This is a genomic window from Yoonia sp. (assembly GCF_017854415.1).
Classification (GTDB): Bacteria; Pseudomonadota; Alphaproteobacteria; order Rhodobacterales; family Rhodobacteraceae; genus Yoonia.
On record NZ_JAFMHR010000091.1, the window covers coordinates 1 to 13,461 of the forward strand.

The window sequence follows — 13,461 nt, forward strand, 5'->3', positions numbered from 1 at the left end:
AGTTTGCAGAATACTGCGCTCTTCCTCTGCAGCATCCGAAGCACGCAAACGGTCAATCAATTGTACTAAGATCCGCAACAATCCGCCAATCTCATCGCCGCGGTCATGATGCACAATCTTAATGTCATAATCCTTTTTGGCCACTTGCTGCATAGCAACACTGAGCAAGCCAAGGGGTTTGACGAATGATCGCACAATAAACCATCCAGCAAGCGTGCTTAGCAGTCCTACACAAATTGTCAGAATGACCATCTTGTTGCGCGCAGTCACCGCTGGCGCGTTCACCTCGGCGCGGTCGATCTCTCCTACGATACTCCACCTTTGATCAAACACATCAAAATATGATGCTTTAGCTAGAACAATATTGCCATTAATCCCTGGTCCAACTGCCGTCGATTCCGTCGCTGCCGCGAACGGCCCAGCTGCATGATGCAAACCTTCCACACTGGCGAGCATGTCATGTCCATCTTCAAACCGTGAAGCGCTTCGGGTCAGAAGGTCAGGCCCAACAAGGTAAATTTCACCACTCTGCCCCAGCCCAAGAGGATTATTTACAATGCCGTTAAATTCCGCAGATGAAACCTGGACTGCAACAACGCCAATCACCTGATCGGAAGTACCTTTTATTGGGGTTGCTACGAAAGACGCCGGCGCATCGTTACTCGGTGCATAAGGCGCATAGTCAGCGAAATAAACCTGCCCAACTGTTCCTTCTTTTGCGCGCGCAAATGCCTGCGCAAGACCGGTATCGCGATAAGCGCCATTCACAAAATTGGTAGCGTAGTCCAGCTCTTTGAAGACCGAGTAGATTAGATCACCTTGAAGGTTGAACAAGAAGATATCGTAGTAGCCTTCTGTCACTTTGATTTGCCGCAGATAGGGATGAAACTGACCGTGTTGGAAATGATACGGGATTGATTCCGGAGCCTGATTGTACAGGTCTTTTGCGCCGACAGGGTTCGGATTATTGGTGACATAAGCCAATTGTAAACCAGCACTATCGATCATCAAATTATATGAACTCGTAAACGAATTTATTGCGGCTAGAACAGTCGGATCAGCACCTAACGCCAATACTTCACTTTCAAGGTTCTCAAACCAGCTTACCACCGCGCTGGTACGGCTCTCGGTTAGAATACTAAAACTTTTTTGGGCTTCGAACAGAATATTGCGCTTGAAATCAGAGTAACTGACCACGGCAATGCTAAGACTAGCAGTGAGACAAAGCGAGACGATGATCGCAGGAAGCTTCCGAGAGATTGGTATCGCGCTTAGAACAGCCATGCGTGCCTCATTTTCAAACAGTCATTACTGTCTGGTTTATGAGGGCGTCAGTTTAAGAACAGCTTAAGCGGCTTGGGCGATTTGCACAACAATCTGCCCATCTACCTAAAATTTTAACGGATAGTCCTTTGCGCATGCACCGATCACAGGGCAAGATCGGCCATCAAAGCATCCTTGGTATAGTCAGACTTCTCAGCTTGTCGTTTGACGCGGCCTTGCGACACAACCGTAAAAGTGTCGGCAATCCGGTAGGCAAAATCGGCGTTTTGCTCGACCAGAACAATCGCCATTTCGCCCTGCCCCTTTAGGGTTTCCAGCGCATCACCAATCTGCTGAATAACATTGGGCTGGATACCTTCGGTCGGCTCATCAAGTAGCAGAACTTTGGGCTTGGTGATCAGCGCGCGCGCAATGGCTAGTTGTTGTTGCTGACCGCCCGAAAGATCACCACCGCGGCGGTTTTGCATGTCGTGCAGCACGGGAAACAGCGTGAAAACAAAGTCAGGAATTTGATGCTCTGTTTTCGGCAAGCAAGCAAAACCGGTCTCGAGATTCTCTAGAACGCTCATCATCGCAAAGACTTCGCGACCCTGCGGGACATAGGCGATCCCGGCACGCGCCGCATGATAAGCAGAGGTCAAACGAACCACCTCGCCATTCACCACCACCGTTCCTGACGACATCGCTTGCCTGCCTGAAATTGCCTTAAGAAGGCTTGTTTTACCAACGCCATTGTTACCCATCACAGTGGTGATTTTGCCAGTTTCGGCCTGCAACGACACATCAAACAAAATCTGGCTTTGACCGTATTTCAGATCGACATTGCGGACATCAAGCATGGGCACGCCCCAGATAAACATCGATCACAGTCTGGTTCGATGTCACGTGATCTAGACTGCCTTCGGCCAAGACCGACCCCTCGTGCAGCACTGTCACCTTGCAATCAAGGCGGCGCACGAATTCCATATCATGTTCCACCACGACAACCGCGCGCGTTTTTGCAGCCTCTTTCAGGATATCGGTCGTCTTTTCACGCTCTTCTGGTGTCATCCCAGCGGCGGGTTCATCGACCAACATTAGACGCGGTTCTTGCGCCAAAAGCATCCCGATCTCGAGCCATTGTTTTTGTCCATGGCTCAACTCGCCTGCTACGCGGGTCAGACTGTCCGACAGGCCGATTTGTTCTGCAACTGCTTCGATCCGGACTGCATTGGGTATGGTCTTTTTATGCAACAAAACCGCCAATGGCCCGCGTGAGGTTTTCAATGCCATTGCAAGGTTCTGGCGCACGGTTTGTGTTTCGAACACGGTTGGTTTCTGAAACTTGCGCCCGATCCCTTCCATCGCGATCTCGCTTTCGGACATACCCAGAAGCGAGATGTTCTTGTCACCCCAAATCACGTGGCCCTCGTCCGGTTTGGTCTTGCCCGTGACGATATCCATGAAGGTCGTTTTGCCCGCACCGTTAGGACCGATAATGGCGCGCAGTTCTGTTTTGGCGAAATTGATCGACAGGTTGTTGATCGCGCGAAAGCCGTCAAAGGTAACAGATACGCCCGAGACTTCGAGAAGCATGCTCATGATTGTTTCCTGACAAGCAGATCAAACAGGCCGCCGATACCTTTGGGAAAAAACAACGTGACTGCGACGAATGACAGACCCAGTAGCACCAGCCACCAATCGGTCCATTGAATAACGTAGAACCCAAGGTTGATGTTGGGGGCGCCGCCGCCTGTGAACCAGCTAGAAAGCAGAGACACGAAGGCCGCACCTATAGCAGCGCCATAAAGCCTGCCGCGTCCACCGATTGCGACCCAAACAGCCAGATAGATTGATGCGATTGGCGCTACTTCACCTGGGTTGATGATGCCAGCTTGCGGGTAATAAAGCGCGCCCGCGATGCCTGCGACGACAGCCGTGACTGTGAAAATGAACAGTTTGTAACTTTCGACATGATAGCCCAAGAACCGCACCCGGGCTTCGTTATCGCGGATGCCTTTGACGACGCTGCCCATTTTGCCCGAGACAATCCATGCAAAGAAAACGTAGCCCGCGCCCAATGCAAAGGCGGATGCGATAAAGAACAGGATCGAGATCGTGGCTTGCGATACATCTTCGTATCCCGGCACGTTTTGCAGGCCTGACAACCCGTTATTGCCGCGCAAACCGCTGTCATTTTGGAACAGATAAAGGGCCAAGGCGAGCGTCATTGCTTGAGTCAGGATTGAAAGATAAACACCCGTGACCCGCGACCGGAACGCCAACCAGCCAAAGACTAGAGCCAAAAGGCCCGGCACAACGATCACCATTAATAGCTGCAAAAATAGGCTGTCGGCAAAGGCCCAAATCCACGGAAACTCGGAACTGCCAACCACCCCGAAAATCTGATTGCCAATTGCATCTGAAATCTCGGACGGTGTGGGTGGGATCGGTTGGCTGGAAAGGCTTTCAATCACGATGCCTTCGGTGCGGGCGTACATCAGCCACATGCCGATGGCGTAGCCACCGATGCCAAAGAACGCGAAATGACCCAATGAAAGAATACCACAGTAGCCCCAAACCACGTCCATCGCGATCGCCACAAGACAAAGACATAGTGTCTTGCCCAAGGTTTTGACAAACGAGGTCGAGATCATGTCGACCCCCGTAACTTCGGAAAGCAGCGTAACAATAACGGTAAACACGGCAAGGGTTGCGACGAACCAAAGCACCGATGGGTTCTGCGAAAGGAATGATCTGTGCATGATTTAATCCGCCGCCGCACGACCCTTTAGGGCGACGATACCCTTGGGCCGGAATTGAATGAAAAGAATGATGAACAAGATCATGTAGGTCTGTGCGGCCAACGTGTTGGACGGGTTCAACCACTCGATCCCTTTTTGCAGAAAGCCGATCAACGACGCACCCGCAAGCGTGCCCCAAACGTTGCCAACACCACCAACGACCACAGTCATAAAGCTTTGCACGATATAATCTGCGCCCATCTCGGACGTGACTTTAGCGTAAAGCCCGATAGCGACCCCCGCGATCCCCGCAATGCCAGAGCCAAGCCCAAAGGTCAGCATGTTGATCCGGTCAGGGTTGATGCCCATCGATGCGGCCATGCCGGGGTTTTGGGTCACCGCGCGCACTTCAAGGCCCAATCGGGTGCGTTTGAGAACGAACAGGATCAGGCATAAGAACAGCAGTGCCAGCACAAAGATTGCGATCCGAATATAGCTGATCGCGACCACGTCGTTGAACACCAACGCACCGTCCAGCCATTCAGGTGATGTGAGCGGACGCGCTTGGGTGCCAAAGATGTTCTTGGCGAGTTGCTGTAGCGCGATTGAGATACCAAAGGTGGCCAGCAATGTCTCAAGCGGGCGATGGTACAGATGACGGATCACCAAACGCTCCATCGCGACGCCCGCGCCGAATGTAATAGAAAAGGCCAGCGGCAACGCAATGATGATCGACAGCGTATAATCGGGCACAAATTGCTGTACGACAAAGCCCGTGTAGGCCCCCATCATAATGAATTCGCCGTGCGCCATGTTGATGACGCCCATCACGCCAAATGTGATCGCGAGGCCAATCGCGGCAAGAAAATAGATCGACGCCAAGGACAATGCATCAAGGCCAAGGTCGATGCCTTGGTTCAGCGCGACCTTGGCTTCAATCGCGGTAAGTGCCTTGTCTGCGGCATCGGTGATTGCTGCGTCCGCTTCGCTGTATTGCAAATAGAAGGTGTGTGCTGCAATCGCTGCCGCTTGTTCTGCGTCTGTTACCCGTGGTGGCACAATACCTTGCGCAGACAGCGCGTCATACGCGACCGCGCGCGCGCCATCAGTGTTCAATGATGCAACTGGCACACCGCCAACAGCACCGTTGGCGATATTTTCAACAAGAGCCGCGCGGATATCAGAGCCAGAAATAAGTGCAGGTGCTAAGTTTGCTGCAATCAGGCGGTCGTAGGCTTCGATTGCAGTAATATCTTCGCCGATTGCCAATATCCGTGCAACATTAGCATCTTCGGACGCAGTCACGGCGACCTGCGGGTCTGTGGCAAGCACGGTGTTCAAGACAGCACGGACATCGACAGATAAATCACCTGATAATGCTTCAATCGCCGCAATTCGCGCAGCCGCAGTGTCAGCAAAAAGCGCGCCCAACATGCCCGCGAGACGTGTTTTGGTTTCTTTCAGCACCGGATCAGGTTCTGACGCGATAGATGCGGCAAGCGGCGCAAGCTGGCTTGAGTCCATGCTGCGCGCAATCGCTTCGACAGCAGTCTGGCGCTTGGTTATATCGGGATCAGAAAGTTGAAATTGAACCAATGCATCGCCAATCGCGCGGCGCACGCCGCCATTTGGGCGGGCCTCTGTCAGATCATCGGCGTCGAACTCTTCAATTGCGTTGCCTGTATCAAGGTCCAGCAACGTCAATGTACCGCCGATACTCGCGGCGCGAAAAAACAAACCGTCGCTGCCACGTTGGACAATTTCACGGTCTCGCCAAGCTTCTAGAAACGGCAACGCTTGCGGCAACCCACTGGCGACCAGATCGTCCATGACCACACTCACCGTGCGGCGGCCGGGCTGCAAAACTTCGTCTTGATGTGTTTGTAAGATTGCTTGCAGCGGTTGGGCAGCGGCCGTCACAGGCACAGTCAGCCACAGCGCGAGCGCCAGAGAAATCAGTCGAAGCATGGGGAAGTTAGCCAATCTATTCAGGCAGGTAAGGCACGCAACGCAAGCGCCGCGTGCCAGTTTTATCTTAGTAGTTCGAAGTCAGCTGAACGCAGGTTTCAGTTTCGGTGTTGTACATACCGCAACCCAGCGTTTCCCAATCGGACATCAAAACGGCCGATTCCGGCAAGAAATCAGTCCATGCATCACCCGGCACTTCGCTGGTCTGGCTGACAATATCAAACTGACCGTCGGCAGTGATTTCACCGATCAAAACTGGCTTGGCGAGGTGATGATTTGGCAGCATCACAGCCGTGCCGCCTGTCAGGTTCGGGAACTCTTGGCCGTACATCGCCGTGCGAACCGCATCGACGTCTGTTGTGCCTGCTTCGTTGACCGCATTTACCCACATGTTGAAGCCGATATAATGCGCCTCCATCGGGTCATTGGTCACGCGGTCTTCGCCCATCTTGGCTTTCCAAGCGGCGACCCATGCGTCGTTGGCATCAGATTCTGCTGATTGGAAATAGTTCCACGCCGCCAAGTGACCAACAAGGTCAGATGTGTCCAAACCGGACAGTTCTTCTTCGCCGACAGAGAACGCAACGACAGGAATATCATCAGCGGAAATGCCCGCAGCAGCGAGTTCTTTGTAGAAACCGATGTTCGCATCACCGTTGATGGTTGAAATCACGCCGACCTGTTTGCCGTCCGCACCCAAAGCCACAACGTCAGCAACTATTGTTGCCCAGTCAGATTGACCAAACGGTGTGTAGTTGACGAAAATGTCTTCTGCAGCGATGCCTTTGGACAGCAGATAGCTTTCCAGAATATTGTTTGTTGTGCGGGGGTAGACATAGTCAGTCCCAAGCAGCGCAAATTTCTCGACGCCCAGTTCTTCCAACAAATAATCTGTCGCAGGAATGGCCTGCTGGTTTGGCGCAGCACCAGTGTAGAACACGTTCTTAGAGCTTTCTTCGCCCTCGTATTGCACAGGATAGAACATCAATCCGTTGAGTTCTTCGAGGACTGGCAGCGCAGATTTACGGCTCACTGATGTCCAGCTGCCAAAGATCACGTCAACTTCGCTAACGGTCAGCAGTTCGCGGGCCTTTTCAGCAAATAGCGGCCAATCGGACGCCGGATCAACGACAACCGCTTCGATTTCGCAGCCCAACAAACCACCAGCGGCGTTTTGGTTTTCGATCAAAAGCTCCATCGTGTCCTTGAGCGTCGTTTCGGAAATTGCCATCGTGCCGGACAGCGAATGCAGCACACCCACTTTGATCGGATCAGCGCATTCAGCAGCGGCGATAGCGGTGGAGCCCAAAAGGGCAGTCAATGCAAATGCAGAGGTTTTAAATTTCATAGGTCGTAGTCCCCGTTGTTGCTGCGGGTCGTTGGATGCGCACAAGCACTTTCCAACGGCAAGCCGACCACATAGGATGGACCCGCAACAGTGATGTTGTCGTCGCGTGAAGGGATAAATCTTCCAGGATGAACCTTCGCGCGGCGTTTGACGTTCTTATGAACTTCTTCAATCCAAGGCATCGCGCCCGGATGCACAAGCCAATGCAGCCATCAGCGCGCAACGCAGGTTGATCCGCTCAATATGTCGCCTCTTTTTGCGGATATCGCTTATTTTTTGACCAACTTCGGTATGCCGCACTGCAGCGTAAACGATGGTGACCTACCGATTGAGGGAGCACGTGATAAATGCGACTGCCTGCTGATTGCGGCTATCAATTGAACCGCCAAAGGCATTTATTGGATTCATGACAACCGCGCTCCCCTCTTTGAAATGGCTCAATACATTTCGCTCGCTTGCGCATTGTGGGTCTGTTCAGACGACTGCGCATCAGACGGGGCACTCTGTCAGCACAGTATCGCATCACATCCAATGTCTGGAAAAGCATCTTGGCACCACATTGGTTGACCATGCTTGCCGCCCAATGGTGTTGACCGCACAAGGGGCGATCTATCTGCGCTATGCAGAGACCATTCTTGACCTGTCCGCCCAAGCCAACCGAGACGTCAAAGATATCGCACACAGCAATTTGCACCGGTTGCGTTTTGCAATGATCGAAGATTTTGAAAGTGATATCGGCCCCGAAATCACACAGCTTTTGGCCAGCATACTACCGGACTGCCATTTCACCCATTACACGCGCGTCAGCCATGAAATCCTTGAAATGCTCAAGAACCGCGAACTTGATATGGCCATTGCCACCCAACCCCAAGTGCCGCTTGTGAATATACAAGAATATCCGGTTCTACGAGATCCGTTTGTGATTGCAGTACCAGCGGGTTTGGATGTGACAGCCGAAGATTGCATCGCAGGTCAGTCAGACCTGCCCTATTTGCGCTACATGCGCACCCAGATTATCGGCGCGTCAATAGAGGCCCAGCTCAGCCGGATGCGGATCAAGCTTGAAAACACATTCGAGTTGGACAGCACCGCATCCATCATGTCGTTGGTCGCGCGCGGCAGCGGATGGGCGATCACGACTCCCAGCAACTATGCCCGCAGCAAACGGTTTCAACCGAACGTGCGCCTTGTGCCATTGCCGCGAAAAAGCTTTGCCCGCACCATTTCAATGTTCGTCGCTGAACCGCACCTTGATGATTTGGCCCAAGTAGTTGTCACTGCTCTGCGCAGTCAGTTATCCGCACAAACGATCGCGCCCATCGTCGATGCCTACCCTTGGCTCTCTGATAGCTACCGTCTGATCTCCGACTAAATGCTACGACAGAATATTGAACAACCGCCGGATTTCGGCGTCTTGTTCGGCGCTCAGATAATTTGGATGATATGTCTCTAACACATTGATCCCGTGGGTCTTTGCACGCGCCCAAGCATCCAATGCGCCTTCTTCTGCCCAGACACGCGGTTGGGCGCGATCAGCCAGTTTGGGGTAGTGATAATCACGCTCCATCGCCGCATAGGTGGCCGTTGACCCCAAGAAATGACCATCCCCCAACACCGAGCGGCAAATTGCATCAAACCCAAGATTGTCTTCTGTGACCTCTATTCCGCGCAACACGCGGTAGGTCATTGCGTGCATTTCATCGTCTAAGATGAAAGCCTCGAAACTCGCGCCAAGCAACGCGGCAGTCATGCCAGAGCTTTCATAGATCAGGTTTCCACCCGCAAGGGCCGCAGCTAAACTGGTCATCGCTTTTTCAACGCCGTACTGCGCATCAATCGCTTTAGCGTCCGTCATTGAACACGCAATACCAGACGGCAAACCCAGCCAGTTCGACAACTGCGCAGACGCTGCGTTAAGGACTGCCGTCTCGCCACTGCCGCCCGCAAATGCACCTGTGCGCAAGTCGACCACAAGCGGCCAGTTGGAAAACACCATCGGGAAACCCGGTGAGATCACGTTGACCATAACAAGGCTCGCCAGCGTTTCGGCCAGCGATTGCGCCAAGAAGCCCGCCAGCGTTGCAGGTGCCGTGGCCCCTGCTTGGGCAGCCGTGATGCACGACATCGGAATGTTGTGTTCGATGCATTTGTAAACGACGTCCACGGCGTCTTCGCCGTAGCGCATGGGCGAAATGACAGGGCTGATGTGGGCTTTGACAAAGGGGCGTTTGGCGAATTCACCCGGGCCGCCTGCGACGATGTCGAACATTTTTACAATCGGATCGACGTGGTCGGCAATCGTAAAGGCCGTGGCGACAGGTTTGGTCGTGTTGCGCATCAAGGCATAGGCTGTGTTGACGTCCAGATCATACATGTCTGGCACATCGGTTGCGATGCAGCAGCGCGTAAACCACGCGACATTATCAAGCGTGTCCTGCAGTCGGGTGAAGTCGTGCAAATCGGTCAAGGTTGAGGGCCGATATACCTCTGTCTCAAGGTCCAGCGTGGTCACTGCGGCACCGCCCGTACCAAAATAAACACGGTCCCCGCCCACGGTAATATCACGCGCTGGATCTCGCCCATAAAGAACGAATTCCTTGGCAGACGATCTGATTGCGCCTTCGACCATGTCCTTCGGGAACCCAATTCGGCCCTGCCCCAAATCCGTTGCACCAGCGGCAAGCAAATCACGCGTCAGGCGGTCGGGGACCTCGCCCATGCCAAGCTCTGCCAGCAGGCGCAACGCAGTGGCATAGATACGTTCCAGATCGGCGTCAGCCAGTGGTTTGTAGAACCCGCCAACAGCACCCGCAGGTGCCGGATTGGTTTTCACCGGCGCTGCGCGTTGCGCATGGCGCGCTTTGCGGCCAGAACGGGTCGGCTTTGCTGCGTCTTGCGTCATACCTGACCTCCAATCCCAATCTGTGAAACCACAGGACTATGATGCCGATGCTGACGCAAACAAAATGTATTCATCCCAATTTCATAAATAAAATATCCTAATTAATGGGATATAGATGAGGCATATTGACCGATACACCTGCATGTTGGTCTTTATACTAGGGAAAATGGAGATTTCGCATGAAAACGCATACACGGGTTGTTGTCATCGGTGGCGGCATTGCTGGCTGCTCTACACTTTATCATCTGACACAAGAAGGCTGGACCGACGTCGTCCTTGTTGAACGCAACGAGCTGACATCAGGCACGACCTGGCACTCTGCTGCGCAGGTCACCAACTTTGGCATGAACCAGACAATGGTTGGCCTCAAGACACATTCTATAAACCTTTATAAAGACTTGCGCGACGATCTTGATTACCCAGTCAGCTATAATCATGGCGATGGCGGCATCCGGCTTGCCAACACAGAAGCGCAAATGGATGGCTATCGTCACTTTGCGTCAATGGCGCGCGGCATGGGTGTAGAGTTTGAAGTGCTGGACGCACAAGAATGCGCGCGGCGTCACCCTCTTATTTCGACAGATAACCTGCTGGGCGGCCTTTGGGATGCCAGTGACGGCGATATTGATCCGGCACAACTGTGTCAGGCGCTTGCGCGTCGCGCGCGCAAAGCTGGCGCAGAGGTATATCGCAACACGCCCGTCACAGGCCTGACCCAGCACAAAGACGACAGCTGGACGGTGCACACAGAACACGGCGACATCACCTGTGAAATCGTCGTGAACGCTTGCGGTTACCGTGTGAACGAAGTTGGCGCGATGATGGGCGTGCACCATCCTGTAACGTCAATGGAGCACCAATACTTCGTCACCGAAGAAATCCCTGCTATTCGCGATGCAGGCCACCGCATGCCTCTGCTGCGCTGCCCGATCAGCGACTACTACTGCCGTCAAGAAAAGAACGGCCTCTTGGTCGGATTTTACGAACAGGACTGCCACACATGGGGCATGGACGGCATCGACCCGCATTTCGTGAACGCCCTGTGCCCAGACGATCTTGACCGGATCACCGACGTTCTTGAAGGCGCGTTCGAACGTATGCCGGCGCTGACAGAGGTTGGCATCCACACCATCGTCAACGGCCCGATTACCTACACCGTTGACGGCGCACCCTTGGTCGGCCCGATCCCGCATAAACGTAACGCTTTTTGCATCATCGGCCTGCGCGCCGGCCTTGGTGAAGGCGGTGGCCATGGCTGGTTGCTGGCCCAGCAGATCGTCCACGGCGAAGCCTGCTATGACACATGGTGCATCGACCCGCGCCGCTTTACTGGCCACGCAAACGTCGAATTCACAGCACTCAAAGCGATTGAAGACTATCAAAACGAGTTCCGCTTTCACTTTCCAAATGAACACCGCCCGGCAGGCCGCATGGCTAAGACCACACCGATCACGCCAATTCTCGAAGCAGAGGGCGCGGAGTTCACAGTCGTCAACGGCTGGGAACGCGCAGAGTTCTTTAAGCCAAGCGCCGGCTTTCACGTCACCCATGGCTTTCACTTCGACGAGTCGTTTCCGATCGTTGCTGCAGAAGTTGACGCTGTGCAAAACGCTGTTGGATTGTGCGAGGTCAATGGCTTTAACCGGTTCGAGATCACAGGCAGCGATGCTGCGTCATTTCTTGACCGGATGTTCTGTGGCAGACTGCCAAGCAAACAAGGGCGCGTCGGATTGGGTTACATGCTGAATACCCACGGTATGGTGAAGGCCGAAGCAACACTGGCCAACCTGCCCGCCTCGGACCGCGGCCCTGACCGCATCTGGTACGGGTCCGCAGCAGCCGCTGAATATCACGACATGGATTGGTTGACGGGTCACATTGGCGGGGATGAAGACGTCCAGATCAAGTCGCTGACCAATGATATGACCATCCTTGTTCTTGCGGGCCCAAAAGCGCGCGACGTGATGCAATCCGTCAGCCGTGCTGATTGGTCCAAAGCCGCATTCCCGTGGCTGTCGGTCCGCGAATGCTTTATTGGTTTTGCACCCGCGACCGTCATGGGCGTCAGTTTTTCGGGCGAGCTTGCCTATGAAATCCACATCCCCAACGCGTCACTTTACGCGGCCTACACCGCATTGCGCGCAGCGGGTAAGGCACATGGCTTGAAGTTGTTCGGCGCACTCGCCGTCGACTCGATGCGGATGGAAAAGGGCTATTTGCACTGGAAAGCAGATATCCTGACCGAATTCGATCCGTTCGAGACAGGTTTGGACCGCTTCGTGAAAATGGACAAAGGCGACTTTGTGGGCAAGGCTGCGCTGCTGGAACGCAGCAAAACACCCCCCAAGAAACGCCTTGTAACGCTCGTCGTGAATGACACCACTGCCGCCGCACATGGTGGCGCATCGGTAATGGCAGACGGCAAAGTCGTCGGCACAGTCACGTCTGGCGACTACGGGCACCGGACTGGCAAGAACATCGCCTATGCCTTCGTTGACGCGGCCTACGCTGCTGTCGGTGCAAAGGCCGAGATCGATATTCTGGGCAAACTTGTACCCGCAGAGGTTACAGAACCGGCTCTTTATGACGCAAAAATGGAAAAGGTGCGGTCCTAATGGCGCTAGTCAGACGGGTCTGCATTGACCTTCGCTGACAAGCCTTCAAACAGGCCTATAATGTCCGCTGGTGTCGCGCGCTCTAGCGCACCTGCGGACATCTCTTCTTCGGACCAAATCCAGGACTTCGCAGGGTCATGCAGCATGGCCCAATCTGGAAAAATCCGGTCAGTCACCTTTCGGTTTACAAGTTCTTTGACGCCCGCATGCCTGTCATCACGGATAATACGCGCATAGGCGGCGGTGACCTTTTCGGTCGGACCTTCAAGCAGTTGCAGGTAAACATCATGCCTGCAAACAAGTGCGCCAGTGATGCCGTCGCGCGTATTGCACCTGCGCGCATCAAGCAAGATCGCACCCAAAGTGGCACCGTCATACCCGAAAGGTTGCGACACATAGATAAGTTGGGTGATATCAGAAATGACCGTCGCTCCTGTTGTGCCAGCAGTGCAGGGCGAAAACCGATGATCGGTGCGGCCGCCTGTTGGTACGACCAGCATATGCTGTCCAAACGGGTATGTCTTGTGCGATTATCGTTGGAGCATTAGCGCCAGACGACAGCACAAGCAAACAATGAGGTCATGGCCGGGTGGCGGAGGGAATGACACATGCAACGAACTC

At 53.9% G+C, this 13,461-nt stretch carries 11 protein-coding genes; 2 read left to right on the forward strand and 9 right to left on the reverse strand.

The window, feature by feature from the left end:
- The 7 genes from QZ197_RS10900 to QZ197_RS10930 form a co-directional block, all read right to left on the reverse strand.
- Nucleotides 1-1,284, reverse strand: a 1,284-nt coding sequence (locus tag QZ197_RS10900; protein ID WP_296431969.1) for a cache and HAMP domain-containing protein, incomplete at its 3' end; no start/stop codon positions are given.
- A 143-nt stretch (nt 1,285-1,427) separates the two neighbouring features.
- Nucleotides 1,428-2,123 (reverse strand): urea ABC transporter ATP-binding subunit UrtE, encoded by a 696-nt coding sequence (gene urtE / locus QZ197_RS10905; RefSeq protein ID WP_296431970.1) that lies wholly within the window; start codon nt 2,121-2,123, stop codon nt 1,428-1,430.
- Nucleotides 2,116-2,865 (reverse strand): urea ABC transporter ATP-binding protein UrtD, encoded by a 750-nt coding sequence (gene urtD, locus QZ197_RS10910; protein ID WP_296431972.1) that lies wholly within the window; start codon nt 2,863-2,865, stop codon nt 2,116-2,118. Before urtD ends, urtE begins: the two co-directional genes overlap by 8 nt.
- Nucleotides 2,862-4,028 carry an urea ABC transporter permease subunit UrtC gene (gene urtC / locus QZ197_RS10915; RefSeq protein ID WP_296431974.1) on the reverse strand — a complete coding sequence of 389 codons (1,167 nt, stop codon included), beginning with the start codon at nt 4,026-4,028 and terminating at the stop codon, nt 2,862-2,864. Before urtC ends, urtD begins: the two co-directional genes overlap by 4 nt.
- 3 nt (nt 4,029-4,031) lie before the next feature.
- Nucleotides 4,032-5,975: an urea ABC transporter permease subunit UrtB gene (urtB, locus tag QZ197_RS10920; RefSeq protein ID WP_296431975.1), complete on the reverse strand. Its 1,944-nt coding sequence runs from the start codon at nt 5,973-5,975 to the stop codon at nt 4,032-4,034.
- 67 nt (nt 5,976-6,042) lie between these two features.
- Complete coding sequence (gene urtA, locus QZ197_RS10925) at nt 6,043-7,323, reverse strand: urea ABC transporter substrate-binding protein (RefSeq protein ID WP_296431978.1); 1,281 nt, start codon at nt 7,321-7,323, stop codon at nt 6,043-6,045.
- Nucleotides 7,320-7,505, reverse strand: a complete 186-nt coding sequence (locus tag QZ197_RS10930) for a hypothetical protein (RefSeq protein ID WP_296431980.1) — start codon at nt 7,503-7,505, stop codon at nt 7,320-7,322. Before QZ197_RS10930 ends, urtA begins: the two co-directional genes overlap by 4 nt.
- Nucleotides 7,506-7,729: 224 nt before the next feature.
- On the opposite strand from QZ197_RS10930, the gene QZ197_RS10935 reads away from it, so the two are divergent.
- Nucleotides 7,730-8,695 carry a LysR family transcriptional regulator gene (locus QZ197_RS10935; RefSeq protein WP_296431981.1) on the forward strand — a complete coding sequence of 322 codons (966 nt, stop codon included), beginning with the start codon at nt 7,730-7,732 and terminating at the stop codon, nt 8,693-8,695.
- 3 nt (nt 8,696-8,698) lie between these two features.
- On the opposite strand, the gene QZ197_RS10940 is transcribed toward QZ197_RS10935, so the two are convergent.
- Complete coding sequence (locus tag QZ197_RS10940) at nt 8,699-10,225, reverse strand: trimethylamine methyltransferase family protein (protein WP_296431984.1); 1,527 nt, start codon at nt 10,223-10,225, stop codon at nt 8,699-8,701.
- Nucleotides 10,226-10,404: 179 nt separating this feature from the next.
- Here QZ197_RS10940 and QZ197_RS10945 point away from each other — a divergent pair, with 179 nt between their 5' ends.
- Nucleotides 10,405-12,840 (forward strand): FAD-dependent oxidoreductase, encoded by a 2,436-nt coding sequence (locus QZ197_RS10945; protein WP_296431986.1) that lies wholly within the window; start codon nt 10,405-10,407, stop codon nt 12,838-12,840.
- A gap of 5 nt (nt 12,841-12,845) precedes the next feature.
- Here the strand turns inward: QZ197_RS10945 and QZ197_RS10950 are convergent, their stop codons facing one another.
- Entirely contained in the window at nt 12,846-13,340 is a 495-nt protein-coding gene (locus tag QZ197_RS10950) for a BLUF domain-containing protein (RefSeq protein WP_296431987.1), read from the reverse strand.
- Nucleotides 13,341-13,461: the final 121 nt, after the last annotated feature.

Coding starts and splice junctions, on each gene's coding strand:
- urtB (WP_296431975.1), bottom strand. CDS start 5,975: ATGCTTCGACTGATTTCTCTGGCGCTCGCGCTGTGGCTGACTGTGCCT.
- QZ197_RS10935 (WP_296431981.1), top strand. CDS start 7,730: ATGACAACCGCGCTCCCCTCTTTGAAATGGCTCAATACATTTCGCTCG.
- urtC (WP_296431974.1), bottom strand. CDS start 4,028: ATGCACAGATCATTCCTTTCGCAGAACCCATCGGTGCTTTGGTTCGTC.
- QZ197_RS10930 (WP_296431980.1), bottom strand. CDS start 7,505: ATGCCTTGGATTGAAGAAGTTCATAAGAACGTCAAACGCCGCGCGAAG.
- QZ197_RS10945 (WP_296431986.1), top strand. CDS start 10,405: ATGAAAACGCATACACGGGTTGTTGTCATCGGTGGCGGCATTGCTGGC.
- urtA (WP_296431978.1), bottom strand. CDS start 7,323: ATGAAATTTAAAACCTCTGCATTTGCATTGACTGCCCTTTTGGGCTCC.
- QZ197_RS10950 (WP_296431987.1), bottom strand. CDS start 13,340: ATGCTGGTCGTACCAACAGGCGGCCGCACCGATCATCGGTTTTCGCCC.
- urtD (WP_296431972.1), bottom strand. CDS start 2,865: ATGAGCATGCTTCTCGAAGTCTCGGGCGTATCTGTTACCTTTGACGGC.
- QZ197_RS10940 (WP_296431984.1), bottom strand. CDS start 10,225: ATGACGCAAGACGCAGCAAAGCCGACCCGTTCTGGCCGCAAAGCGCGC.
- urtE (WP_296431970.1), bottom strand. CDS start 2,123: ATGCTTGATGTCCGCAATGTCGATCTGAAATACGGTCAAAGCCAGATT.